Source organism: Rhodopseudomonas palustris BisB18 (assembly GCF_000013745.1).
Lineage (GTDB): Bacteria > Pseudomonadota > Alphaproteobacteria > Rhizobiales > Xanthobacteraceae > Rhodopseudomonas_A > Rhodopseudomonas_A palustris_F.
On sequence record NC_007925.1, the window covers coordinates 3405677 to 3432134 of the forward strand.

The following is a 26458-nucleotide window of genomic DNA, read 5'->3' on the forward strand; positions in this document are numbered from 1 at the left end:
GCGATGACTTGGCTAGCCATTGCGCACCGGTGGTCACGCAGGATTCTAGCGACGCATTTGGCCTGCTATGCCCCATTCGCCAGACCCTCAGCGCGAATAGCCGGGCGGCGGGCCGTGCTGGCGAATCGCCTCCACCACCTCGCGATGCATGCGCTTTTCGCGCTCCATCCGCACCGCGATCAGCGCGTGCGCCGACGGCACGAACAGCAGCGGGTGAAACACCAGCCCGAGCACGATGCAGACCACCAGCAGCAGCAGGTTGAACACCGCCGAGATCGGCTGGCCGTTGAACAACAGCCCGAGCGGCGGCAGCACGGCGGCGAGAAGATAGATCATCGGCGGAACCTCCCAGTGGTCACGCAGGATTTAGGTGCTGCGAGGCTTTGCGCAAGTGTGACGGAATGCTACAGCGCGGGCTCCCGCCGCTCCAATCCAGCCAAAGACCGGATGACCAAGGAACGCCTGATCCCGCTCATCGTGGCCGCGGCGCTGTTCATGGAAAACATGGACGCCACGGTGATCGCGACTTCGCTGCCGGCGATCGCCGCCGACATCGGCACCTCGCCGCTGACCTTGAAGCTGGCGATCACCTCGTATCTGTTGTCGCTGGCGGTGTTCATCCCGGCGTCGGGCTGGACCGCCGACCGCTTCGGCGCCCGCGCGGTGTTCTCGATCGCGATCGGCGTGTTCATGGTTGGCTCGATCGGCTGCGCGCTGTCGAGTTCATTGACCGATTTCGTCATCGCGCGAATCCTGCAGGGCATCGGCGGCGCGATGATGACGCCGGTCGGGCGATTGGTGCTGCTGCGCTCGATCGACAAGCGCGCGCTGGTCGGCGCGATGGCGTGGATGACGATTCCGGCGCTGGTCGGCCCGGTGATCGGCCCGCCGCTCGGCGGCTTCATCACCACTTATTTCTCCTGGCACTGGATCTTCCTGATCAACATCCCGATCGGCCTCGTCGGCATCTTCATGGCGCAGCGCTACATCGATCCGATCCGCAGCGATCACCCGGAGCGCTTCGATCTGCTCGGGCTGGTGTTAGCCGGCGTCGGTCTCGCCGGCATCGCCTTCGGGCTGTCGGTCGCCGGCCTCAACCTACTGCCGTGGCCGATCGTGGTCGGGCTGATCGGGGTCGGCTGCGTCTCGATGACGCTGTACGTGTTTCACGCCCGCCGCACCGCCTCGCCGGTGCTGGATTTCACGCTGCTGCGGCTCGCGACGCTGCGCGCCAGCATCATCGGCGGCTTTTTGTTCCGGCTCGGCATCGGCGCGCTGCCGTTCCTGCTGCCGTTGTTGATGCAGATCGGCTTCGGCCTCACTCCGTTCCAGTCCGGCATGGTGACGTTCGCCTCTTCGGCGGGCGCGATGGGCATGAAGGCGCTGGCGGCGCGGATCATCAAGACCTTCGGCTTCCGCAACATCATGACCGTCAACGCCGTGATCAGTTCGGTGTTTCTCGCCGCCTGCGCGCTGTTCACCCAGGCGACGCCGCTGCTCTTGATCATGATCATCCTGTTGGTCGGCGGCTTCTTCCGCTCGCTGCAGTTCACCGCGATCAACACCGTGGCCTATGCCGAGGTCGACACCGCGCAGATGAGCCGCGCCACCACGTTGGTCAGCGTCAATCAGCAGCTGTCGATTTCCGCCGGCGTCGCGGTCGGCGCGCTGTGCGTGGAATCCACCATGGCCTGGCGCAACATGACGGTGCTGACCGCCGACGACTTCGCCCCGGCCTTCGTCGTGGTGTCGATCCTGTCAGCGCTGTCGGCGTATTTCTTCTGGCAGATGCCGGACGACGCCGGCCACGAAATTTCAGGCCGCAAGGCGATCGAGATGTCGAGCCGCAAGGGCGCGGAGAAAGCCGCCGTCAAGACCGCGGCCAAGACCGGCAGCGAAGCCACCGAGGATGCCCGCGACCAGCGGCTGGGGTAACAACCCCAGCCCTGTGCGACGGACTGTCGGCTCTACCCGGCTGAGCGGCCGTCGACCACCACGCGCTCGGCCGCAGGCGTGCGGCGATCGAGTACATCGATCACGGTCTGCGCCGCGATCAGATTGGCGCGCGCCAGCGCTTCCCTGCTCGCCCCGCCCGCGTGCGGCGTGGCGACCACATTAGGAAGGCGCAGCAACGCATCAGCCGTCGGCCGTTGGCCGGCGTCGGCTTCCGCTTCGAAGACGTCCAAACCGGCGCCCGCGAGCCTGCCATCCTGCAGCGCTGCGAGCAGCGCCGCCTCGTCGATCAGACCGCCGCGCGCGGTGTTGATCAGGATCGCCGTGGGTTTCATCCGGGCGATCGCAGCCGCATCGATCATGTGTGCGGTCTGCGGCATCAACGGCAGGTGCAGGCTGACGTAATCGCTTTGCGACAACAACGTCAGCAGATCGACGATCGAGATGTCGTGGCTTTCGGCATAGCCGAGGTCCGGCGCGACGTCATAGGCGAGGATCTTGGTCTCGAATCCCCGCAGCCGTTGCGCCACGCCCCGCGCGATCCGTCCGAGGCCGACCAGCCCGACGGTCTTGCGATAAACCTCGGTGCCGCTGAGCGGCACCCAATCCCCCGCCGCCATGCGATCGTGCGTTTCGCGCAACCGCTTGGCCACCGCGAGCATCATCGCCACCGCGTGGTCGGCGACCGAGGGCTCGTTGCCGCCCGGCGCGATCGTGACGACCTTGCCGAGTTGTTTGGCCGCCGCGACGTCGACATTGTCGTAGCCGACGCCGCGACGCGCGATCACTTGAAGCGCCGGGGCCGCCGCGAGAACCTCCCGCGTCACCGGCACCACGCCGACGATCCAGCCGCTGACCCCCGCCAGCAACTCATGCAAGCGCGCCGGCGACAGCTCGGCATCGGTCTGCCCATGCGGCAGACCGGCGGTGACGACCGTACAGCCCTCTCGGCGAAGATAATCCGCCGCCTCGTCGTCGAAGAACCGCGTTGTCACCAGCACCTTATGCTGCGTCGTCATTGGCAGTCCCCTTCAAAGCTTACGACACAACCTGGGCGCGCGGCAGATCCTTTACCGGAGCGGCGGAAGCTTGGCGAGGCAGAGCAATCGGCTCGATAATGGTGAGAACCAGCACCAAGGTGGCGAGCGATGACGCCGCCAGAAAAACGAACACCATGTCCCAGCTGTAGCGATCCAGGATCATGCCGACAACGAACGGCGCAAAGGCACCGCCGAGCGACCCCACGGTGTTGACGATGGCCGCGGCCAGCGGCACCTTGTCCTTGGCGACCAGTCCCATCGGATAGACCAGGAAGGTCGAATAGCCGAGGTTCAGCAGCACGCCGGTGGCGATGAACAACGCCGCGAGCAGGAACGGCTCGCCCGGCGAATAGATCAGCGCGTACATCATCACAACCGTTGACGACGCGGTCAGGATCATCACCGGCTTGCGGCGCTTTTCAAACAGCTTGTCCGACAACACGCCGCCGATCAGGTTGCCGATGATCGCGCCGACCCACGGGGTCGCCGCAACGAACCCCATCTGAAACAGCGGATAGTGCTTCACCGAAATCAGATAGGTCGGCACCCATGTCATGATGGCGTAGGCGACACCGACGATGAAGCCGTATCCGAGCGCGCATCCCCACACGTTCCACGACCGGAAAATCGCGGCGTTGCTGGCAAGCGGCTGGATATCCCGCGCCAGGATCAGCCGGTCCAGAATGGGCCAGGCCGCGCGGGCCTTGGCGCCCTCGGCGCCCTCGTTGACGCCCGCAACCGCGGTCGACTCGATGTAGGCGACCTCTTCGGCATTGACGAACCGGCTGTCCCGCGGGTCGTCACTGACCGAGAAGAACCAGAAGGCGGCGATGAACACCCCGGGTATCGCGAAGATGTAGAACACCTCGCGCCAGCCGAACGCGTAGATGATGAACGCGCACAGCGGCGGCACCACCGCGGGGGCGAATTTGATCGACGACATGAACACGCCGACCGCAGTCGCTTTCTCATGCGGCGGGAACCAGCGATTGATGATGGTCAGAATGCCGATATTGATCGGCCCCTCCGCCAGGCCGAGCAGCACTCGGCCGAGCTTCAATTGAAAGGCACTGTGCGCGAAGCCGATAAACAATGTCGAAAACGACGTCGCCACCATGGCGAGGGTAAAAATGCGCCGCACGCCGAATTTCTCGTACAGCAGTCCGACCGGCACCTGGATGAAGGCATAGCCAAGGTAGAACAGGCTCGCCATCGCCCCGATGTCGGTGTTGCTGAGTTCGAACTCCTTCTTCATGAAGGGCACGACAACGCCGATATTCGCTCGGTCAGCGCCGGCAATCATATAGCACAAGAAGATCAGCAGGAGCACGATCCAGCGATATCGGCTGGCTTGAGATTGTGAGGCCATCGGCGCATTCCCATGTCATGTTCAGTTGTCGAAGACGATTTTTGTTTTGGGTGCACCGGCTCCGATGCACGACGATGTTCGCCGACAGCCGACCGGAATTCCCAGCCGGCGACGGATCTCACAACTCACCGTTGATTTCGCATGTGCGAGAGCAGTTAGTTTGTCTGCTCTACGACGTGACGGCCTCAACGGAGAGAATAGTCATGGATGACGTGACGAAGAAAAAGCGAATAATTCAGCTGTCTCAGGATCTCAAAAAGCGATGATTACTCGCGTCCCGCGATCTGCACTCTCGCAACCATCGCAGACGACATCACCGAGCCAGGCGAACGATCAGGCAGCGGGCTTGCCGTAGGCTCCGACGTAGCGGCCCTCGCGGATGCTCTGCAGGATTTCGGCTTCCTTGGCCTCCTGCGCACGCACCGCCTTCAACAGCTCCGCCGCGATCGCCTGCGGAAAGGCCACCACGCCATCTTCATCGCCGACCACAATGTCGCCGGGCTCGATCACCAAGCCGCCCACGTTGACGGCGACGTTGATCTCGCCGGGGCCATTTTTGTAGGGGCCGCGGTGAATCGCGGCCTTCGCGAAACAGGGGAAATCCGCACGCGCGAAGGCGCCGCAATCGCGGATCGCTCCGTCGATCACGTAGCCGACGGCGCCGCGGGTCTGCGCGATGGTCATCATGATTTCGCCGACCAGCGCCCTGCTGATATCACCGCCGCCGTCGACCACGATCACGTCGCCGGGCCGGACCATGTCGAGCGCCTTGTGGATGGCGAGGTTGTCGCCGTCGCGCGTCCGCACGGTGAGCGCGGTGCCGACCATGATGCCGGCTGCGCGGTGGAACGGGCGCAGACCAACGGCCCCCGGCAAGCGGCCGAGATTGTCACTGATAATCGCAGTGGCTGCGGTTTTGAAAGCATCGATCAAGCCGGCATCGGCTTGTACTGCATTCGGATTACGACGATCACCAATCATTAAATACTCTCCCGACGACTTGATGTCTTCTGGGTCAGGAGTAGCGATCGCGGGCCCGGAAGAAAAACGATATTAATTCATCAAGTTTCATTCTCTCCACGCATGGAGGAAAGATGCGCGCGCATCGGCTGGCGATGTATCAGTTGTCGGGGCGATCCCCCTCATCGGTCGAGACCGAGCGGTCGTCGACGCTGCGCGCCGCCGCGTGGCGGCCGGTCGCGGAGCGATGCGTTAGGCCTGAAATTGCACGGAGAAATCGCAGACTTCTTTGGCGATCTCCACGACTTTGGCGATGAACATCGACGGGCGATCGTTGCGATACATCGCCGAGTAAGGCACCAGCGGCAGCGCGGGTTTCGTCGGTACCGCGACCAACTTGCCTTCCGCCACCATGGTTCGGAAACATTGCCGCGGCAGATATCCAATCCCCAGCCCGGCCACCGCCAACGCCAGCACGGTCGTCAGATTGTCGCTGGACAGCACCCGCGGAAACACCACCCCTTGCGATTTCAGCCATTTGTTGACGAACAGGCCCGAGCCAGAACGACGGCCCTGAATCAGCACCGGATAGGTCGCGAGCTCCTCCAGCGTCAGGGCGCGGCGGGACTTGATCAGGCCGGGCCGCGCGAACCAGACGTTGGCGACCTCAGCCAAGCGGTCGGAGGTGATCTCCGGATCGACGAAGCATTCCGGGATCACGATCAGGTCGAGTTCATCCTCCTGCAACCGCGCGTAAAGATCGCGGCTGGTGTCGACGTCCGGCTCGATATCCAGCGTCGGAAACGTCTCGCGCAGCACGGAAATCAGCCGCGGCAGCCAAGTCAGCGCGGACAGTTCGGTAATTCCGAGCCGCAGGCGACGCGCCGGCATGGTGCCGGCGTCCTTCAGCGCCATGATGCGATCCTGCAGGTTGAGCATGTCCTGGCTGAGCGCCAGCAGATGCTCGCCCTGCTCGGTCAACCGCGCGCCGCGTTGGCTGCGGTCGAAGATCGGCACCGCGACCGCGGCCTCCAGCTCCATGATCCGCTTCGATACGGCGGACTGGCTGGTGTGCAGCCGATTGGCGGCGCGATCGAAGGTGCCGAGCTGCACCACCCAGTGGAGCGCTTCGATCTGCTTGAGTGTGATGGCCATGACGATCTCCGGGGGGCGACGCTGGAGCGGTCCATACATTCTGCCGAGAGATCAATCAATGCTGGTCATTATCCCTTTTTTTCGGGACGGCCGCAGCGGCTGAGCCGACAGCAACCCGCTCCACTGCCACCAGGCGGCGCGGTTGCAGCGCATCGCGCGGCGCCGCGGCGGTTGCATGGGTGCGGTTCGGCGGGTCGCTGGGGATAACTAATAAGACCTTCGTACATATGACCGTCGTACAAAGGTCGTGCGCCAAGGTCTTCGCCTAGCATTCCCGGCACCAGATCGACTGTGATGATCCTGGCAGGTCGTCAGTACGCATCGCTGTCGTTGAATGGCAGTCCCAAGCCATTCTCCCCCTCTCGTTGAGGACTCGGCGTCTGCCCCTCGGCTAAAGTTGGCGCATCAATACTGCGGAGCCGGCATGCGCGAATGCTCGGCAATAGCATCCCCTTGGGGCGGCGGGACCGATGAGTCAAAGCGCGCGACGTCATAGCATCGCCACCGCACCATCCTTGCGGAATCGCGGCACACGCGTGCATTCTTTGGTTTCATTACTTATAAGTAGAGACACTGGCTTGCGATCAAGCCCTCAATATTGGAAGTAAGTGCATATTCGTTTGGCGGGCTCGGAATGAACAACATTGAGAACGATAGCACCGAAGAAAATGCTGCGTCGATGGCTGGCGGGGGACCAAGTGATCCGTGTGTCGATCTCGCAGTTGATATCGCCGCCACCCTCACGTTTGCTTCGCACCAAAATTCGATCCCGGTTATTCGATCGATCCGGATCGAGAATCCAACCGACGACGGAATCCAGAACGTCCGGCTCGAATTGACGGCGAGCCCAGCCTTCGTGCGGACAAAGACCTGGACCATAGACCGCGTCGGCGCCCAAAACGGCGTCACTTTGTCCGATCGGCGCGTGGATCTCGATGCCGCCTACCTTGCCGGTCTCGACGAGGCCGAGCGCGGCGACATCACTTTACGACTGATGCAAGGCACCGCCGTGCTCGCCGAGACGATCATCCCGGTCCGGCTGCTGGCCCGGGACGAATGGGGCGGCGTCGCCGATATGGCGCAATTGCTGCCCTCCTTCGTGATGCCGAACGATCCCGCGATCTTCCGGCTGCTGCGGTCGGCCGCCGAGCGGCTTGCGGAGCATGGCCATTCCTCGGCGCTCGACGGCTATCAGAGCAACGACCCGAATCGCGCCTACATGCTGACCGCTGCGATCTATTCGGCGATCGCAGGCCTAGGACTGCATTACGCGCAGCCACCGGCGAGCTTCGAATTGCGCGGCCAGAAGGTGCGCGGACCGAGCAAGATCGTACAGGACGGTCTCGCCACCTGTCTCGACACGACACTGCTGTTCGCCGCGGCGATCGAGGCCGCCGGCCTGAATTCCGTGGCGATTCTGTTGGACGGCCACGCTTTCGTCGGCGTCTGGCTGGTGAAGCGAACGCTGCCGCGGACGGTCGAATGCGACGTCGCTGAGATCCGCAAGGCGATCGCACCGCGCGAACTCGTGGTGTTCGAGACCACCGGCGTCACCCATCGGCCGGCGATGACGTTCGAGCAGGCGATCAAGCTCGGCGAAACCAAACTCGACGAAGGCGCTCCGCAACGTTTCGCGTCGGCCATCGACATCGCCCGCTCGCGCTCAGGCGGCATCATGCCGCTGGCCTCGCACCAGACCGCGGATCCGGACTCTGCCGCCGATGACGACGCTCCATCGGACATCGGGCTGCCTGCCGTGCCGGATATCGCGATGCCCGCCGACGCCGTCGAGCAGAAGCCGAGCAGCCCGGCCGGTCGCATCGAGCGTTGGCGGAATCGGCTGCTCGATCTCGGCCTGCGCAATCGGCTGCTGAATTTCTCCGACAGCAAACGCACCGTCGCCTTCGTGTGTCCTGACATCGGCTATCTGGAAGACCGGCTCGCCGATGGTATCGCGATCAAGTTGATCTCGTTGCCCGAGCAGAATCCGTTGGGTGAGCGCGATCCCTCTTTGCATCGCGAGACCCGCGGGCAGGATCTGCACCGCGGCTTCGCCGCCGAGGCGCTGCGCCGCGATGAATTATCATCAATGCTGGAGCCGAAGGAGCTGTTCGCACGGCTCACCGCGTTGTACCGCCAGGCCAAAAGCGATATCACCGAGGGCGGCACCAACACGCTCTACCTCGCGGTCGGCGTGCTGAAGTGGAAGAAGAAGCCGACCGACGAGCGGGTCTATCGCGCGCCGTTGTTGCTGCTGCCGGTCAAGCTGGAACGCAGCGGCGCGTCGGATCGCTTCCGGCTGCGCTTTCATGAAGACGAGCCCCGGCTGAACGCGACGCTGCTGCAGTTCCTCAAGGTCGAATTCGACCTCAGTCTGCCGGATTTTCGCGATGGCCTGCCGCAGGACACGAGTGGCATCAACGTCGCACTGCTGTTCGAGCAAATGCGCCGCGCTGTGCGCGACGCGCCGGGCTTCGAGATCGCCGAGGATATCGCGCTATCGACGTTCTCCTTCGCCAAATATCTGATGTGGAAGGATCTCACCGACCGGGTCGATTCGCTGCGTCAGAACCGCGTCGTCAGCCACCTCATCGACAATCCCGAACACGCCTTCCCGGGCGCCGCAGAAACGTTCCCGGACGAGAACGAGATCGACCGCAACTTCTCGCCCGCCGATATCGTGATGCCGCTGCCGGCGGATTCCTCGCAGATCGCAGCCGCCCTGGCCGCGACGCAGGACCGCGACTTCGTCATCGTCGGTCCGCCCGGCACCGGCAAGAGCCAGACCATCGCCAACATGATCGCGAGCTGCCTCGCCGCCCGCAAGACCGTGCTGTTCGTCGCCGAGAAGACCGCCGCTCTCGACGTGGTCTATCGAAGGTTGCGCGAACATGGCCTCGGCGATCACTGCCTCGAACTGCATTCCAGCAAGGCCGACCGCAAGCATTTCTTCGCCCAACTCAAGAACTCATGGGAGAAGCGCGGCGACGCCAATGCCTCGCAATGGGTCACGCTGAACGACCGGCTGCAGATCCGCCGCGACGAGTTGAACGCCTACGCCAGGGCGCTGCATCGCAAGTCGCCAAACGGGCTCACGCCCTATATCGCGATGGGCATCGCGGCCGCCGGGCACGACAGGCACGCGCCGGCGCTACGCTGGCCGTCGATCGGCGCTCATGACGCCGTCGGCTATCGCCAGTTGGACGATCTGGCCAAGCAGCTCGGCCAGACCTTTGCCGCCGTGACCACGCGTCCGGTGCTGGCGCTGGTCCATGTCGAGGAGTGGACCGGAGCGTGGCAGGAGCAGTTGTTAAAGGCTGCGCGCAATCTCGGCCGCGCCGCTGCCCAAGCGCAAGCCGCGTTGGCGAAGCTGAGCGCGCGCTTCGGTCTTTCCGACGTCGCAGATACCAGCATCGACGGAGTCGGCTATTTCGCCGACCTGGCACGCAATGTGATCGCCACCGCCGGAGCCGACTACACCATCATCCTGCATAAGGATTTCGCGACGCTGACCCGCGCGATCGGCGAACTCGAAAATGCCATCACCTCCTACCGCGACGGCGAGACCGGACTGTCGCGGCGCTATCCGCCCGACGCGGTGGCGCGGATTCCGATCGATGAACTGGACCGCGATTGGCGTCAGGCGAACGCGTCGATGTGGCCGAAATCCTGGTTCGCGGCGCGCCGGGTTCGGCGGCTGCTCGGCTCTTATGCCGGCGCCAAGGCCGCCGATCCCACCACCGATTTGCCTCGCTTGCGCGCGATGCAAGCCACCCACCACGCGATCGCCGGCAATGCGATTTCCTCGACACCTCTCGCATTTGCCGGGCTCGACACCGATTGCGACGGGCTGCGCCGACATCTGCAAAGCGCCGAACGATTGCGGAACTCGCTGGTGCAGCTCGGCGAATTCGCCGGCGACGTGTCGCGCGTGGCAGCGAGCATTGCCGCTGGTCTGAAGGGCCAGGCCAATCAGCCGCAGATCGCCGCCGGCAAGGATTTCATCGCCCGGTATGAGGCGCTGATCGAGACCATCGCGGCGTTCGAAACCTGCGCCGGGCTGCCGCTCGGAGACCGCGCCGCCGACGATTTCCTCGGCCGCGTGTCGCAGCAGATGGACGAACTCGAACAATCGCACAACCTGTTTCGCGACTGGTCGTCATGGTGCGCGGTGCGCGCGCGCGGCATCGCGCAAGGCCTGGCGCCGTTGGTTGCCGATCTGGAAAACGACGCGGTTGCCCCCGGCGACTCCCAGACGGCGTTTCGCCTCGGCTATGCCAGGTGGTGGCTGCCGCTTGCGATCGACGATAGCCGCGAACTGCGCAGCTTCCGCCGCTTTCAGCACGAGCACGCCATCACCGACTTCCGCGAGATCGACGACCTGGTCCGCGCACATGCGTCGCAGAAGGTGGTGAGTTCGCTGGTCCACGGCCTGCCGGCGGCCGACGCGGTGCCGCGCAAATCGGAGCTCGGCGCGTTGCGCCACCAGATGGGGTTGCAACGTCCCAGCGCCTCGATCCGCGACATGATCAGCGCGATGCCGGAGAGCTTCGCCAAGCTGGCGCCTTGCGTGCTGATGTCGCCGTTGTCGATCGCGCAGTATTTGCCGACGCAGCAGACGCTGTTCGACGTCGTGATCTTCGACGAGGCATCGCAGATCGCGACCTGGGACGCGGTCGGCGCCATTGCGCGCGGCAGGCAGACCATCATCGTCGGCGATCCCAAGCAATTGCCGCCGACAAATTTCTTCGGTCGCAACGACGCCGATGGCGGCGACGTCCCGCAGCACGAACAAGATCTCGAGAGTATTCTTGACGAGGCGCAGGCCTCCGGGCTGCCGACGCGGCAGCTGCGCTGGCATTACCGTAGCCGTCACGAGTCGCTGATCGCGTTCTCCAACTGGTACTATTACGGCAACCACCTCATCACCTTCCCGAGTCCGGTCACCGAAGACCAGGCGGTGTCGCTGACCTTCGTGCCGACCGGCGTCTACGGCCGCGGCAGCAGTCGCAGCAACCTCGAAGAAGCCCGCGCCATCGTCGCCGACATCGGTGCCCGACTTCGGTCATGGCTGGCGTTGCCGGAGCCGCAGCGGCCAACGCTCGGCGTCATCACCTTCAACCAGCCGCAGCAGGAACTGATCCTGGATTTGCTTGATGATACAAGGCGCGGCAATCCGGCACTGGAATGGTTCTTCGCAGAAGACCGCATCGAGCCGGTGATCGTCAAGAACCTGGAAAACATCCAGGGCGACGAGCGCGACGTCATTCTATTTTCGATCACCTATTGCCGTGACGCCGCCGGTCGGCTGCCGATGACGTTCGGTGCGATCAATCAGGACGGCGGCGAACGCCGGCTCAACGTGGCGGTGACGCGGGCGCGGCGCGAGTTGAAGGTGTTCTCTGGAATCCGCGCCGACGACATCGATCTCGGACGCAGTCGTGCGATCGGCGTGCAACATCTCAAAGCCTTCCTCGATTATGCGGTGCGCGGCGCGGTCGCGCTGCCGGCACAGGACGCCGGCTCGCAGGGCGAGATGGAGTCGCCGTTCGAGGAAGCCGTCGCGGCACAGCTCGAACGCCGCGGCTGGCAGGTCGTGCCGCAAGTCGGCGTATCCGGATTCCGCATCGACCTCGGCGTCCGCCATCCCGACCACGCCGGGATCTATCTCGCAGGCATCGAATGTGACGGCGCGACCTATCATAGCTCGGCGACCGCGCGCGACCGCGACAAGGTGCGCGAGCAAGTGTTGTGCGGTCTCGGCTGGACGATTCTACGCGTATGGTCGACCGACTGGTGGTTCAACGCCGCGGAGGCAATCGAGCGGCTGCAGCAAGGGCTTGAGTCCGCCCTGACGGAAAGCCGCGCCAGCCGCGCGGAAACCAAGGCCGCGGACTCACCGGATCCGATTGACGAGTCCCAAATCACCGCCGCTGGAGGCTTAGAGAACGACGATTTGGCCGGATCCGACGCGCCGAAGGAAACCGAGTCGGTCGCCATAGGCATCGCGGCTTTGAACCTGCCTGAGATTCGCATTGCCTCTTTGGATCTGCCCGTTGAAGCAACCCCAGACAGTCAAGCCAACCCAACATTCGCAATCACCGACCTTTCCTGTTTCAAGGCGGACCCCGACTGCTTCTTCGAGTTTTCCTACCGGCCAACGCTTCAAGCGATGGTCGACGCCATCATCGAGCAGGAGGCCCCGTTACGCGAAGACGTGCTGGCCCAACGCATCGCGCGCGCGCATGGCTGGCTGCGCACCGGCGGCCGGATTCGCGCGCAGATCGATCTGCATCCGCGCAAGCTCGACCGCACCGAAGAGACCTCCGGCGTGTTTCTTTGGAAGCCGGGTACGATTTTATCCCGGGTGCCATTCCGCGCGGCACTCGGACCGGAACATCGGCGTCCCTTGTCCGATATCTGTATCGCCGAGCTCGCAGATTTCGTCATCGCACATCGGACAGCACTGCAGGAGGACGACCCACCGTTGGTCTATGCCAGGCTGCTGCAAGTCGAACGGCTAGCCGCATCCTCGCGTGAACGCCTCAATGAAGCGATCGCTCGGGCCGAGACGCTGGGGATCTGACGTCACCACCGACGCGGTGGCGGCCGCGTCGGGAGACCGCCTGGTTCTTGGTCGAAGCTGTCTTCTGCTAACGATGGTCGCCCGCCGCCGGCGCTGAGCCGTCGTGCCGCACCGCGAGCCGCAGCGTGTCGCGGCATGTCGGGCAGCGGAAGTGCGGCACCTCGAAACTGGGATTGGGGTGGTCGACCTCGACGAGTTCGCGGTCGACGCCGCAGGCGCGGCACATCGGGGTTGGAATATCCATCGTCGAACCGATTCGTTGCGGGAATCGGCGAAGCATATGTGACAACAGCTAATCGCGTTTGTAGTCCGATACCCGTTAGGTAGTATTTCTACGAGGCAGTCGGTGACAGCGTCATTCTTGCGGCAACTTGCAGCCCGGCCGCCGGTGCGACGTGGGAGGCAGCAATGCGCGGTCGATGGATGAGGACCGCTGTCAGGATGTCGCCATCGGCGCGTCGGCGTCGTGCGTCGTCGGCACGCCGCGAAACCCCATCGCCAGCACGTAGCGCTCCGAGGAATCTTTACGGCTCGAGGCCGGCTTGACGTGTTTGACGGTGACGAAATCGCGTTTCAGCTGGGTCACCAGCGTGGCGTCGGCGCCGCTTTGGAACACCTTGGCGACGAAGGTGCCGCCGGGCTTCAGCACGTCGCAGGCGAACGCCGCGGCGTCCTCGACGAGGCCGACGATACGCAGCTGATCGGTCTTGCGATGGCCGGTGGTGTTCGCCGCCATGTCGGACAGCACCACGTCGACCTTGCCGCCGATCATCGACAAGAGCTTGGCCGGCGCCTCGGCGTGGAGGAAATCCAGCTGGGCGAAATCCACCCCGACGATCTCCGGCATTTCCAACAGATCGATCGCCACCACCTTGCCGCGGCCGTCGGCGGCGCCGACCCGCTTGGCGGCGACCTGGCTCCAGCCGCCCGGGGCGGCGCCGAGATCGACCACCGCAATGCCGGGCTTGAGGAAATGATATTTGTCGTCGATCTCGATCAGCTTGTAGGCGGCGCGCGAGCGCAAGCCGTCGCGCTTGGCCTGCGCCACGTAGGGATCGTTAAGCTGGCGTTCGAGCCAGAGCTTCGACGACAGTTTCAGCCTGCCGGCGCTCTTGACGGTGACGCGCAGGCGCCCGGTGGTGTCTTTGGCCATTTTGTCTGTCTGTCTCGAAGGGTTTGGGGCGCAGTCTTAGCACACCCCGGCGCCATAAAAGCCCTCAAGCGGGCCCGATCGCGCCGTCCTGCCGCATCATTTCCACCAGCATGCCCTCGCGCAACCCGCGATCGGCGACCCGCAGCCGCGGCAGCGGAAAAGCGTCGCGAATGGCGTCGAGAATGGCGCAGCCGGCCAGCACCAGGTCGGCCCGCTCGACCCCGATGCAGCTGTTGCCGGCGCGGTCGTGATAGCTCATGCCGTGCAGCTTGGCGATGGTTTCGGTCAGTTCCGCGTCGCTGAGCCAGACCCCGTCGACCCGTCTGCGGTCGTAACGCGCCAGATCGAGGTGGATGCCGGCCAGCGTCGTCACCGTCCCCGAGGTGCCGAGCAGGTGCATCGCGGACAGGTCGCCGCCGAGCCCTGCGGCGAACGGCGCGACATGGATGGCCACCGCCTGCACCATAGCCGCGTAAGACTGCTCGCTCACCACCTTGCCGCCGAACCGCTCCGCCAGCGTCACCACGCCGAGCGGAATCGACATCCAGGCCTTGATCCGCGGCGCCAGCTCCGGGCGCGCCGGGTCGCGCTCGATCCAGACCAGTTCGGAGGAACCGCCGCCGATATCGAACAGAATGGCGCCGCGGCCCAGCGGATCGAGCAGCGGCGAACAGCCGATCACCGCCAGCCGGGCCTCGGTCTCGCGGTCGATCACCTCCAGCCGGATTCCGGTGGCGTGCGCCACCCGGTCGAGGAATTCGTCGGCATTGGCGGCGGCGCGGCAGGCTTCGGTCGCGATCAGCCGCCGCCGGGTGGCCTTGCGGGCGTGGATTTTGTCGCTGCACACCGTCAGCGCCGAGACCGCCCGGCCGATCGCCGCTTCGCTGATCCGGCCGCTGGCGGCCATGCCCTCGCCGAGCCGGATGATCCGCGAGAACGAATCGATCACCCGGAAGCCGTCGCCGGTCGGCCGCGCGATCAACAGCCGGCAATTGTTGGTGCCGAGGTCGATCGCGGCGTACACCCCGTCATGGGTGTGCGAACCATCGGCCACGCGCGAGCCGTCGGCCGGGTCGACCGCAACGCCGACGCGCTCCACAGCATTCGCAGCTTGCGGCTCCTCACGCGGCTCAAGGCCGTCGCGAAGCCGCGTGTCGTCCATCATCTAATCTGTCTTTCCGCGACCCTGCGGGGCCAGCGAGGAAACCATTCACGGAAAGTTTAGCAGCGCATCGGCGCGGCGCAAGGCGTCGCGCAGGCCGCATACCCAATCGTGCGTTGTGGCAGCCCGGCCGCTGCGTTATCCCGGCGGCTGCCTTGACCCGACATTGCGACCTGGTCGCCATTTGATGGATTGCGCTATGCAAGATCACGCGTTCCCGCGCGACAACGCGCTCGCGGTGCAACGATTTGGCGTCGGCCAGCCGGTGCGGCGCAAGGAAGACGATACCCTGGTCCGCGGCCATGGCTGCTACACCGACGACCTGCAACTCGCCGGCCAGGCCTATGCCTGGATGCTGCGCAGCAACCACGCCCACGGCGTGATCCGCAATATCGACGCCCGCGCGGCCAGAGCGATGCCCGGCGTGCTCGGGATCTGGACCGGCGCCGATCTTGCCGCCGCCGACTATGCCCCGTTCAGCTGCGCGCTGCCGTTGCAGAATCGCGACGGCTCGCCGCTCTTGCAGACCCCGCGCCTGGCGCTGATGACCGACAAGGTGCGCTATGTCGGCGACCCGGTGGCGATCGTGGTCGCCGAGACGCTGCTGCAGGCCCGCGACGCCGCCGAGGCGATCGAACTCGACATCGCGCCGCTGCCCGCGGTGACCAGCGCAGAGGACGCCGCCAAGCCCGGCGCGCCGCGGCTCTACGATCACATCCCCGACAACGTCGCGCTCGACTATCACTATGGCGACACCGCAGCGGTCGAGGCCGCGTTCGCCGCCGCCGCCCACGTCACCAGGCTCGACATCACCAACACCCGCATCGCCGTGGTGGCGATGGAGCCACGCAGCGCGCTCGCCGCCTATGACAGGACGAGCCGACGCTACACCATCGAGGTGCCGACCCAGGGCGTCTCCGGCAACCGCGCCGCGCTGGCGAAACTGCTGAAAGTGCCGAACGACAAGGTGCACCTGTTGACCGGCAATGTCGGCGGCTCGTTCGGCATGAAGAACATCAACTACCCGGAGTACATCTGCATCCTGCACGCCGCCAAGGCGCTGGGCCGGCCGGTGAAATGGACCGACGAGCGCTCCAGCAGTTTCTTGTCCGACAGCCACGGCCGTGCGCAGCAGATCCACGCCGAACTGGCGCTCGACGCCGAGGGACATTTTCTCGCGGTGCGGATTTCCGGCTATGGCAATCTCGGCGCCTACATCACCGGGGTGTCGCCCTCGCCGCTGTCGCTCAACACCGGCAAGAACCTCTCCAGCGTCTATCGCACGCCGCTGCACAGCGTTGACATCAAATGCGTGCTGACCAACACCACGCTGATGGGCGCCTATCGCGGCGCCGGTCGGCCCGAGGCCAACTACTTCATGGAGCGATTGATCGACCGCGCCGCCGACGAAATGCGCATCGATCGTCTCGCCTTGCGCAAGCGCAACTTCATCAAGCCGTCGCAGCTGCCGTTCAAGGCCTCCTCCGGCATGACCTATGACAGCGGCGACTTCCTCGGCGTGTTCAACAAGGCGTTGACGTTGTCGGACTATGCGGGCTTTGCCAAGCGCAAGCGCGACAGCAAGAAGCGCGGCAAATTGCGCGGCATCGCGGTCGGCAGCTATCTGGAAGTCACCGCGCCGCCCAGCGTCGAGCTCGGCAAGATCGTGTTCGAGCAAGACGGCGGCGTCACCCTGATCACCGGCACGCTGGATTACGGCCAGGGCCACGCCACCGCGTTCGCCCAGGTGCTGGCGGCGCAACTCGGCGTGCCGTTCGAGCGGATCGCGCTGCAGCAGAACGACAGCGACCTGGTGCACGCCGGCAGCGGCACCGGCGGCTCGCGCTCGATCACCGCCTCCGGCATGGCGATCGTGGAAGCGTCGAAGCTGGTGATCGCCAAGGGCAAGATCGCGGCGGCGCATCTGTTGGAAACCGCGGAAGCCGACATCGAATTCGACGCCGGCCGCTTCACTGTGGTCGGCACCGACCGCGGCATCGACATTCTCGAACTGGCGCAGCGGCTGCGCGAGAGCAACCTCCCCGACGGCATACCGTCGTCGATCGACGTCGACCACACCGTGAACGACATCCCTTCGACCTTTCCCAACGGCTGCCACGTCGCCGAGGTCGAGATCGATCCCGACACCGGGGCTACCAGCGTGGTCGGCTATACCGGGGTCAACGATTTCGGCACCATCGTCAATCCGATGATCGTTGCGGGACAATTGCACGGCGGCGTCGCGCAAGGCATCGGCCAGGCCTTGATGGAAAAGGTCAGCTACGACGACAGCGGCCAACCGATCACCGGCTCGCTGATGGATTACGCGTTGCCGCGCGCCGAGGACGTTCCGATGATGACGATCGGCGATCACCCGACATTCGCCACATCCAATCCGCTCGGCACCAAGGGCTGCGGCGAAGCCGGCTGTGCCGGCAGCCTCGCCACCCTGGTCAACGCAGTGCTCGACGCGCTGTCCGACTACGGCATCGATCATCTCGACATGCCGCTGACCTCGGAGCGGGTCTGGCGGGCGATCGAAGCGACGAAGAACAAGGCGGCGTGAGACGCGGCTTCACCTCTCCCAGCCGTTCGCGGGGAGAGCAAGAACGTCCGGGCCACGCTGAGCGCTAGGCGGCCGCCGCGGCGCGCGGCTGATAGATCGCGACGTGGTGGCAATGCGCGATCGGGGTGTCGCCACCGGCGACGATCAGCGCGTCGAGCTCGACGATGCGATGGCCCTTCTTCTCGTAATTGCCGGTCACTTTGGCGCGCGCGGAGAGCTGGTCGGCCGGGCGCGCGGCGTTCAGCAATTGCATTTCGCTGCCGACATGGATCCAGGCGCCGAGCAGCGCATTCTCGATCAGCACCCGGTTCATGATCCGCTGCAGCACGCCGGGGTGCAGCAGGTCTTCGGCCTGGTAGACCGGATCGGCCTCGCGCACTTCGGCGAGGTAGCCGACCGCCGCCTCTCCGGCCCAGCATTGCGGCGCGGTGCCGAGCCATTTGCCGAGCTCGTAGGAGCTGGAATCCACCGGCCGGCGGATCGTCACCGGCGCCACCACGCGGAAATTGCCGAGCCGCGCCGGCGGCGCATGTTCCGGCAGCGACGCCGCGCCGGCGGCGCAGAGTTCGCCGCGGCTTTCGACCCGGATCGTCATCCCCTCGCCGTCCGGCTCGGCAACGACCTCGACGTCGTCGCCGTCATAGACCGGCTTGAGGAAGCGTGCCTCGATCAGCCCGCGCTCCAGAAAGGCGCGGCCCCATTTCGCCACCGGCAGATGCGTCATATAGGCCAAGACGTCGACCCCGGGCACCAGCCCGCCGGTGAACCCGAATCGCCGCGCCACGGTGTCGTCATGCATCTTGTTATCCGACTGCTTGGCGCTGTTGTGCGCGATCACGCGATAGGGCTCGGGCAAAACCGTCATCATTCCCCGCAAAGCTGCAAAAGTTGTTGATTGGCACCCAAGATGGTACGCCTCGACGCAGCCGCGGCAAAGTCGCGGGTGAGCACCCCAGCCCCGCGACCACAGAAGGCCCCGCTTGAGCCCGACCCGCATCTATGTCGACGCCGACGCCTGCCCGGTGAAGGACGAAATCTACAAGGTCGCCGCCCGCCATGGCCTGCCGGTCAGCGTGGTGGCGGGGAACTTCATCCGCGTGCCGGCCGATCCCTCGATCGAGCGGATCGCCGCCGGGCCCGGAATGGACGCCGCCGACGACTGGATTGCGGAACGCGCCGGCCCGGGCGATATCGTGGTAACCTCGGACGTGCCGCTGGCCAGCCGCTGCGTCAAGCGAGGCGCCGAGGTGCTGGCGCCGAACGGCAAGCCGTTCAGCGAGGCCTCGATCGGCATGACGCTGGCGGTGCGCAATCTGATGACCGATCTGCGCTCGGCCGGCGAAGTCACCGGCGGGCCGCGCGGCTTCAGTCCGCGCGACCGCTCCGCCTTTCTGTCCGCGCTGGATACCGCGATCCGCCGCATCCAACGCAGCAACAAAACCGCGTAACACTCTGTTTGAATTGAGAGACCATGGCGCCTCCGCTGATCCAATTGAAAGACATCGCGCTGACCTTCGGCGGCACCCCGCTGCTCAGCGGGGTGGAACTGTCGGTGTCCGCCGGCGAGCGGGTCTGCCTGATCGGCCGCAACGGCTCCGGCAAATCGACGCTGCTGAAGATCGTCGCAGGCCTGGTGCAGCCCGACCGCGGCAGCCGCTTCGTGCAGCCCGGCGCCACCATCCGCTATCTGCCGCAGGAACCGGATTTCGAGGGCTTCACGACGACGCTGGCCTATGTCGAAGCCGGGCTGCATGCCGGCGACGAGCATTACCAGGCGGCGTACCTTCTGGAACAACTCGGGCTGCATGGCGAGGAGGACCCGGCGCATCTGTCCGGCGGCGAGGCCCGCCGCGCCGCGCTGGCGCGGATGCTGGCGCCCAATCCCGACATCCTGTTGCTCGACGAGCCGACCAACCATCTCGACCTCACCACCATCGAATGGCTGGAGGGCGACCTCGCCGCGCGGCGTTGCGCGCTGGTCATCATCAGCCATGACCGCCGCTTCCTGACCAATCTGTCGCGCTCCACCGCCTGGCTCGACCGCGGCCAGATCCGCCAGATCGACCGCGGCTTCGCCGATTTCGAGCAATGGCGCGACGACGTCCTGGCCGAGGAGGAGCGCGACCAGCACAAGCTCGACCGTAAGATCGTCGCCGAGGAACATTGGCTGCGCTACGGCGTCTCCGGCCGCAGGAAGCGCAACGTCAAGCGGCTCGGCACTCTGTTCGAGCTGCGCGAGCAGCGTCGCGACTATCGTGGCGCCGCGGGCTCCGCCAACCTCAACGCCGCCGAGGCGGAGAAATCCGGCAAGCTGATCATCGAGGCCAAGGGCATCGGCCGGGTCTATGAGGACCGCACGATCATCGACGATTTCTCGATCCGGGTGCAGCGCGGCGATCGCATCGGCATCGTCGGCCCGAACGGCGCCGGCAAGACCACGCTGATCAACATGCTGACCGGCGCGGCGCCGCCGGATTCCGGCAGCATCCGGTTCGGCGTCAATATCGAGATGGCAACGCTGGACCAGGGCCGCGAAAGTCTCGACCCGAAATCGACGCTGGCCGAAGCCCTGACCGGCGGCCGCGGCGACAGCGTGATGGTCAACGGCAAACCGAAGCACGTCGTCAGCTACATGAAGGACTTCCTGTTCGCGCAGGAGCAGATGCGCACGCCGCTGGAAGTGCTCTCCGGCGGCGAACGCGGCCGGGTCATGCTGGCCCGCGCGCTGGCCAAGCCGTCGAACCTGCTGGTGCTCGACGAACCGACCAACGACCTCGATTTGGAAACCCTCGACGTGCTGGAAGAAATGCTCAGCGACTATGAGGGCACCGTGATCCTGGTCAGCCATGACCGCGATTTCCTCGACCGCGTGGTGACCTCGGTGATCGCGCCGGAAGGCGCCGGCCGCTGGGTGGAATATGCCGGCGGCTATTCCGACATGCTGAAGCAGCGCGGCGCCGATCTGACGCGCGCCGCCGTCAAGGCGGTGGAAACCGCCAAGGCCGACACCGCCAAGGAGGCCGTCGCCAGAGGCGACAAGCCGGCGGCGGGCGCGCCGAAGCGCAAGCTCAATTTCAAGGAAAAGCACGCGCTCGACACGCTGCCCAAGACCATCGCCAAGCTGCAGGCGGAGATCGCCAAGCAGCACCGCTTTCTCGACGATCCCAATTTGTACGCCAAGGACCGCAAGAAATTCGACACCGCCTCCGCGGCGCTCTCCGCCGCGCAAAAAGAACTGCAGATCGCTGAAGATCAGTGGCTGGAACTGGAAATGCTGCGCGAGGAAATCGAGAGCGCGTGAGCGGCGGGCGCACCTGACAGCGGCATGCGACGATCCGCAATGCTGACGCCGCTGATGCGGCACTGAACCCAACCCGTCATGGCCGGGCTCGTCCCGGCCATCCACGGAAACATGGAAAGCTCTGCTCGTGAGCGTGGATGGCCGCGACAAGCGCGGCCATGACGCGGAGAGGTCAGCGATTTTTTTGAGAGGTCGCCAACGTCGATCGGCGATCGCGCCGACGGCGACGCAATTGTCACCGCCGCAGAAAGCGCAGCACGCCGCGCCCGGCCGCGGCGCCGGTGGCGAACGCGCCCTGCAGCAGATAGCCGCCGGTCGGCGCTTCCCAATCCAGCATCTCGCCGGCGGCGAACACGCCAGGCAATTTGCGCAGCATGAAATCCGCGTCGAGCTCGCTGAACGCGATGCCGCCCGCCGTCGAAATTGCCCGCGCGATCGGCTCCAGGCCATTCAGCCGGATCGGCACCGCGTTGATCAGCGCCGCCAATTCAGCCGGCGTCAGCGTCGACAACGCCACGCCTTGCGCGATCGCCGCCTCCTGCAGCAAGCCGACGCCGAGCGGCGTCAGATGCGCCGCCTTGCGCAGGAAATTCGTCAGCGACGCCTTGCCGCGCGGCGCCGCGAGCCGCGCCGAAAGATCCTCGTGCGAGACGTCGGGCCGCAGCGCGACGTGCAGCGTCGCCTCGCCATCGGCGAGGATGGCGTCGCGCAACGCCGCCGACAGCGCATAGACCGCGCCGCCCTCGATGCCGCTCTTGGTGATCATCGCCTCGCCGCGCACCACGCGGCCGCCGAACGACAGCGCCACGGTCTTCAACGGCTGCCCCTCGTAACGATCGCGAAAAATCTGCGACCACGCCACGGTGAAACCGCCATTGGCGGGCTGCAACGGCGCGATCGCCACGCCCTTGGCAGCCAGCGTGCCGACCCAGCCGCCGTCGGAGCCGAGCTTCGGCCACGACGCGCCGCCGAGCGCCAGCACGCTCGCTTGCGCCTGCACGGTGCGCTCGCCGTCGGGCGTGGCGAAGCGCAGCGCGCCATCGTCGCCCCAGCCCTGCCAGCGATGTCGCAGCTTGAGTTCGACGCCTTGCGAATCCAACCGCCGCAGCCACGCCCGCAGCAGCGGCGAGGCCTTCAGCGCGGTGGGAAACACCCGTCCGCTTGAGCCGATGAAGGTCGGCTGGCCCAGCGCAGCGCTCCAGTCGCGCAGCACATCGGGCGATAACGCCTCGATCGCGCCTCGCAGATGCGGCAGCGCGGCGCCGTAGCGCGAAAGAAACTGCGGCAGCGGCTCGCTGTGGGTAAGGTTCAAGCCGCCGCGCCCGGCGAGCAGAAACTTGCGCCCCGCCGAGGCCATGCCGTCATAGACGGTGACGCGGGCGCCGCCTTGCGCGATCACCTCCGCCGCCATCAGCCCGGCCGGACCGGCGCCGATGATCGCCACGCTGTTCGAATTGTCTGTCATGGCGAGAGGCTATGCACGCTCGGGCGCGGCTTGTAAAATCGCAACTTTGGCGATGACGTCAGCGACGCGACCTCACGCGGCCTTCGTATTGCGCCGCGCCAGGACTCGTCATCCTGAGGAGCCCGGCTGAGCTCGAAGAGCGAAGCCGGGCGTCTCGAAGGATGACGATCAGGAGCGTGCGGCCCATCCTTCGAGGCCTGATCTGCGCGCCAAAGCGCGCAATCAGGCGCCTCAGGATGACGCCCTGCAAAGTGGGACGCGCGTGCGCCCTACCCCTTCGCCAGCCGCGCCGCAGCCTGCGTGACGTATTTCTCGGTCTGCTGGAAGGCGCCCTCCAGCGCGCGCGCCTGCGACATGTCGGAAATCTCGGCGAAATGCGCCGCGATGGCGTCCGGGGTCCAGTCGGATTCCGGCAGGTTGAGCCCTTCGCTCTCCATCAGCTTGACCACCGCGAAGGAGCCTGCGCCGGCGCCGATGATGGTGCGGGTCGGCGCGTCGTCGCTCAACAGATACAACACCGCCGGCGTGATCGATTCCGGCTTCAGCAGCGCCAAGGCCTGCGGCGGCAGCAGTTCCTCGGTCATCCGGGTCGCCGCGGTCGGCGAGATGGTGTTGACGCGGATATCGGTCTTGCGGCCCTCGGCGGCGAGCACGTTCATTAAACCAATGATGCCGGCTTTGGCGGCGCCGTAATTGGCCTGGCCGAAATTGCCGTATAGTCCCGATGACGAGGTGGTCACCACGATGCGGCCAAAGTTGCGCTCGCGCATACCGTCCCACACCGCCTTGCAACAATAGAACGTGCCGTTGAGATGCACGTCGATCACCTTGGCGAAATCCGCGAGCTCCATCTTGGCGAAGGATTTGTCGCGCAGGATTCCGGCATTGGCACACAACAGATCGACGCTCCCCCACTCTGCGGTGGTCATTGCCACCATCGCCTTGACCTGCTCGAAATTGGAGACGTCGGCGCCGTCCGCCATCGCGATGCCGCCGGCGGCGCGGATTTCCTCGACCACGGCCTCCGCCGCGGTCATCGAGCCGCCGCTGCCATCGCGGGCGCCGCCGAAATCATTGACGACGACTTTGGCGCCCCGCGCGGCCAACCCCAGCGCGTGCGCGCGCCCGAGCCCATTGCCTGCGCCGGTGACGATGGCGACGCGTCCGTCAAATCGAATAGTCATGGTTGCCGTCCCTGAAATTTCAAACCGTGGTTTCTTGTTCTGCGAAATAGATCAACCCGAGCCAGTCGGCGACCAGCGCCGAGCGCTTCTCACCCTCGATCTCGACGCTCACCGCGGTGCGCGACAGCAGTTCGTTCGGCTTTCGCATCGTCGCTTCGGTCAGCATGAAGCGACCGCGCACCCGCGACCCGGCCCGCACCGGCGAGATGAAGCGCAGCCGATCGAAACCGTAATTGACGCCCATGGTGGCGCCGCGGATTTTCGGCATCGCCTCGTAGGAAAACACGCTGAGCAACGACAGCGTCAGAAAGCCGTGGGCGATACTGGTGCCGAACGCGGTCTCGCGCGCCGCGCGCTGCGGATCGACGTGGATGAATTGATGATCTTCGGTGGCGTCGGCGAATACGTCGATCCGCGTTTGATCCACCAGATGCCAGGCCGACACGCCGACTTCCTGCCCCGCCATCGCGAGATAGGCCTCGCGTTCCACCACCGCAGTCATGTGCTCTCCGTCACGATTATTGTTGCGACGCACATTCCACAGGTCGCGGCCAGGCGCCAAGCGATTTTTTCGGGCGGGTGCGGAGAGCGCGTCCGCAGGCACGCTCCGACGTCGTCGTCGCTGCTGACGGGCAAACCCGCGCCGAGCAGAGAGTCGTCATCCTGAGGCGCTCGCGCGTTCGCGCGAGCCTCGAAGGATGCGGCTCCGCGTGCGGCCGCATCCTTCGAGACGCCCGGCTTCGCGCTGACGCGCTGCGCCGGGCTCCTCAGGATGACGGCGGTGTGCTCGCGTAGATCTAAGGGGCCGCTACCCCTCCGCCGGCGCGGCGCCGCGCGGGCTTTGCAACTCGGCGAATTCTTCTTCGCGGAATTCGTGGCCGCGCAACGCATCACTGCGGTCGTCGTCGCGCTCCAGCCGGCGCAGATGTACGCGGCGGATCTTTCCGGAGATCGTCTTCGGCAGCTCGGTGACCATCTCGATGCGCCGAATCCGCTTGAACGGCGACAGCCGCGCCTGCAGATGGCGGAAAATCGACAGCGCGGTGTCGCGCGACGGCTCGGTGCCGGCCGCCAGCATCACATAGGCTTTCGGAATCGCCAGACGAATCGGATCCGGCGACGGCACCACCGCGGCTTCGGCGACCGCCTCGTGCTCGAGCAGGATGCTCTCCAGTTCGAACGGGCTGATCCGATAGTCCGAGGATTTGAACACGTCGTCGGTGCGGCCGACGAAGGTGAGATAGCCCTCGTCGTCGGCGAACGCCACGTCGCCGCTGCGATAGACCTCGCCGTCGGCGCCGCTCAAGCTGCCGCCCTCGCCCTGATAACCTTGCATCAAGCCCGCGGGACGATCGGCCCCGAGCTTCAAGGTGATCTCGCCCTCTTTCGCCGGTTTGCCGTCGGGATCGGTGATGATCACCTGGTAGCCCGGCAGCGGCCGTCCCATCGAGCCGATCTTCACGACTTGCCCCGGCGAATTGCCGGCGAGCGCGGTGGTCTCGGTCTGGCCGTAGCCGTCGCGGATGGTGAGCCCCCAGGCCGACTTCACCTGATCGATCACTTCCGGATTGAGCGGTTCGCCGGCGCCGCAGACTTCGCGCAGCGCCACCTTATAGTCGGAGAGTTTCTCCTGAATGAACAGCCGCCACACCGTCGGCGGCGCGCACAGCGTGGTGACGCCGCAGCGCACCACCGTCGCCAGCAGGCTCTTGGCGTCGAACCGCGGCTGGTTGACCACGAACACCGTGGCCCCCGCATTCCACGGCGCGAACAGGCAGCTCCAGGCGTGCTTGGCCCAGCCCGGCGACGAGATGTTGAGATGCACGTCGCCGGGCTGCAGCCCCAGCCAATACATCGTCGACAGCGCGCCGATCGGATAGCTGCGTTGGCTGTGCCGCACCAGCTTCGGTTTCGCCGTGGTGCCGGAGGTGAAGTACAACAGCATCGGCTCGTCCGGGTCGGTCGGCGCATCCGGCGCGAAACTCCCAGGATAGTCCGCGCTTTGCGCAAACGGCAGCCAGCCCGCTTGCGCCTCGCCGACCACGACGCGCGCGAGATCCGCGCCGCCGAGGTTGGCGAATTTCGCCACCTGATCCGGCGCCGCCACCACCAACTTGGCGCGGCCGCGCTCCAGCCGGTCGCGCAATTCGTCGGGCGTCAGCAGCGTGGTCGCCGGGATCACGATGAGGCCGAGCTTGATCGCGGCCAGCATGATCTCCCACAGCGGCACCACATTGCCGAGCAGCAGCAACAGATGATCGCCGCGCTTGAGCCCCTGCGCGCGCAGGAAATTCGCCGTCTGGTTGGAGCGTCGCGACAACTCCGCGAACGACAATCTGGTCTCGCCGCCGCTCGCGGCGTCGACGATCCACAGCGCGGTGCGGTCTTTGCTGGCGGGATCGCCGGCGAGTTCGGCATCGAACCAGTCCAGCGCCCAGTTGAAGGGCGCCTGATCGGGCCAACGGAAATCCGCCACCGCGGTGTCGTAATCGGTGCGCTGCCCCAGCAGAAACGCCCTTGCGTCTTTGAAAGTGGTCATGTCTCGTTCCCCAAACCCTTGTTAT

Annotated in this window: 18 protein-coding genes; 5 read left to right on the forward strand and 13 right to left on the reverse strand. The window is 65.5% G+C overall.

Annotated features, from left to right (window positions below; genetic code table 11):
• Positions 1 to 87 precede the first annotated feature (87 nt).
• Positions 88 to 336, reverse strand: a complete 249-nt coding sequence (locus tag RPC_RS15405) for a hypothetical protein (RefSeq protein ID WP_011473507.1) — start codon at positions 334 to 336, stop codon at positions 88 to 90.
• Between the two features lie 111 nt (positions 337 to 447).
• Here RPC_RS15405 and RPC_RS15410 point away from each other — a divergent pair, with 111 nt between their 5' ends.
• Positions 448 to 1935: an MFS transporter gene (locus RPC_RS15410; protein ID WP_011473508.1), complete on the forward strand. Its 1488-nt coding sequence runs from the start codon at positions 448 to 450 to the stop codon at positions 1933 to 1935.
• 32 nt (positions 1936 to 1967) lie between these two features.
• On the opposite strand, the gene RPC_RS15415 is transcribed toward RPC_RS15410, so the two are convergent.
• The 4 genes from RPC_RS15415 to RPC_RS15435 all read right to left on the reverse strand — a co-directional run bounded on the left by RPC_RS15415 (position 1968) and on the right by RPC_RS15435 (position 6477).
• Entirely contained in the window at positions 1968 to 2972 is a 1005-nt protein-coding gene (locus RPC_RS15415; RefSeq protein ID WP_011473509.1) for a phosphoglycerate dehydrogenase, read from the reverse strand.
• A 19-nt stretch (positions 2973 to 2991) separates the two neighbouring features.
• Positions 2992 to 4362: an MFS transporter gene (locus RPC_RS15420; protein ID WP_011473510.1), complete on the reverse strand. Its 1371-nt coding sequence runs from the start codon at positions 4360 to 4362 to the stop codon at positions 2992 to 2994.
• 333 nt (positions 4363 to 4695) lie between these two features.
• Positions 4696 to 5343: an RraA family protein gene (locus RPC_RS15430; RefSeq protein ID WP_011473511.1), complete on the reverse strand. Its 648-nt coding sequence runs from the start codon at positions 5341 to 5343 to the stop codon at positions 4696 to 4698.
• A gap of 231 nt (positions 5344 to 5574) precedes the next feature.
• A complete protein-coding gene (locus tag RPC_RS15435) occupies positions 5575 to 6477 on the reverse strand; it encodes a LysR family transcriptional regulator (protein ID WP_011473512.1) in 903 nt (300 codons plus the stop codon).
• A 634-nt stretch (positions 6478 to 7111) separates the two neighbouring features.
• Here RPC_RS15435 and RPC_RS15440 point away from each other — a divergent pair.
• A complete protein-coding gene (locus tag RPC_RS15440) occupies positions 7112 to 13063 on the forward strand; it encodes a DUF3320 domain-containing protein (protein ID WP_011473513.1) in 5952 nt (1983 codons plus the stop codon).
• Between the two features lie 67 nt (positions 13064 to 13130).
• Here the strand turns inward: RPC_RS15440 and RPC_RS26520 are convergent, their stop codons facing one another.
• The 3 genes from RPC_RS26520 to RPC_RS15450 all read right to left on the reverse strand — a co-directional run bounded on the left by RPC_RS26520 (position 13131) and on the right by RPC_RS15450 (position 15381).
• On the reverse strand, positions 13131 to 13307 hold the full coding sequence (locus RPC_RS26520) for a hypothetical protein (RefSeq protein WP_167532079.1): 177 nt from the start codon (positions 13305 to 13307) through the stop codon (positions 13131 to 13133).
• 192 nt (positions 13308 to 13499) lie between these two features.
• A complete protein-coding gene (locus RPC_RS15445; protein WP_011473514.1) occupies positions 13500 to 14216 on the reverse strand; it encodes an RlmE family RNA methyltransferase in 717 nt (238 codons plus the stop codon).
• Positions 14217 to 14280: 64 nt separating this feature from the next.
• The gene (locus tag RPC_RS15450) at positions 14281 to 15381 is read right to left on the reverse strand and encodes a Ppx/GppA phosphatase family protein (RefSeq protein WP_011473515.1); all 1101 of its coding nucleotides are present in this window, start codon (positions 15379 to 15381) and stop codon (positions 14281 to 14283) included.
• A 196-nt stretch (positions 15382 to 15577) separates the two neighbouring features.
• On the opposite strand from RPC_RS15450, the gene RPC_RS15455 reads away from it, so the two are divergent.
• Entirely contained in the window at positions 15578 to 17944 is a 2367-nt protein-coding gene (locus tag RPC_RS15455; RefSeq protein WP_041801907.1) for a xanthine dehydrogenase family protein molybdopterin-binding subunit, read from the forward strand.
• 64 nt (positions 17945 to 18008) lie between these two features.
• Here the strand turns inward: RPC_RS15455 and RPC_RS15460 are convergent, their stop codons facing one another.
• Entirely contained in the window at positions 18009 to 18809 is an 801-nt protein-coding gene (locus RPC_RS15460) for a hypothetical protein (RefSeq protein ID WP_011473517.1), read from the reverse strand.
• 115 nt (positions 18810 to 18924) lie between these two features.
• Here RPC_RS15460 and RPC_RS15465 point away from each other — a divergent pair, with 115 nt between their 5' ends.
• Both RPC_RS15465 and RPC_RS15470 read left to right on the forward strand, forming a co-directional pair.
• A complete protein-coding gene (locus RPC_RS15465) occupies positions 18925 to 19392 on the forward strand; it encodes a YaiI/YqxD family protein (RefSeq protein WP_011473518.1) in 468 nt (155 codons plus the stop codon).
• A gap of 23 nt (positions 19393 to 19415) precedes the next feature.
• Entirely contained in the window at positions 19416 to 21245 is a 1830-nt protein-coding gene (locus RPC_RS15470; RefSeq protein WP_011473519.1) for an ABC-F family ATP-binding cassette domain-containing protein, read from the forward strand.
• A 235-nt stretch (positions 21246 to 21480) separates the two neighbouring features.
• Here the strand turns inward: RPC_RS15470 and RPC_RS15475 are convergent, their stop codons facing one another.
• The 4 genes from RPC_RS15475 to RPC_RS15490 all read right to left on the reverse strand — a co-directional run bounded on the left by RPC_RS15475 (position 21481) and on the right by RPC_RS15490 (position 26433).
• Positions 21481 to 22710: an NAD(P)/FAD-dependent oxidoreductase gene (locus RPC_RS15475; RefSeq protein WP_011473520.1), complete on the reverse strand. Its 1230-nt coding sequence runs from the start codon at positions 22708 to 22710 to the stop codon at positions 21481 to 21483.
• A gap of 269 nt (positions 22711 to 22979) precedes the next feature.
• The gene (locus tag RPC_RS15480; protein ID WP_011473521.1) at positions 22980 to 23894 is read right to left on the reverse strand and encodes an SDR family NAD(P)-dependent oxidoreductase; all 915 of its coding nucleotides are present in this window, start codon (positions 23892 to 23894) and stop codon (positions 22980 to 22982) included.
• 19 nt (positions 23895 to 23913) lie between these two features.
• Positions 23914 to 24396, reverse strand: coding sequence for a MaoC family dehydratase (locus tag RPC_RS15485; RefSeq protein ID WP_011473522.1), 483 nt, complete (start codon positions 24394 to 24396; stop codon positions 23914 to 23916).
• A gap of 306 nt (positions 24397 to 24702) precedes the next feature.
• Positions 24703 to 26433 carry an AMP-binding protein gene (locus RPC_RS15490; RefSeq protein ID WP_011473523.1) on the reverse strand — a complete coding sequence of 577 codons (1731 nt, stop codon included), beginning with the start codon at positions 26431 to 26433 and terminating at the stop codon, positions 24703 to 24705.
• Between the last annotated feature and the right edge of the window lie 25 nt (positions 26434 to 26458).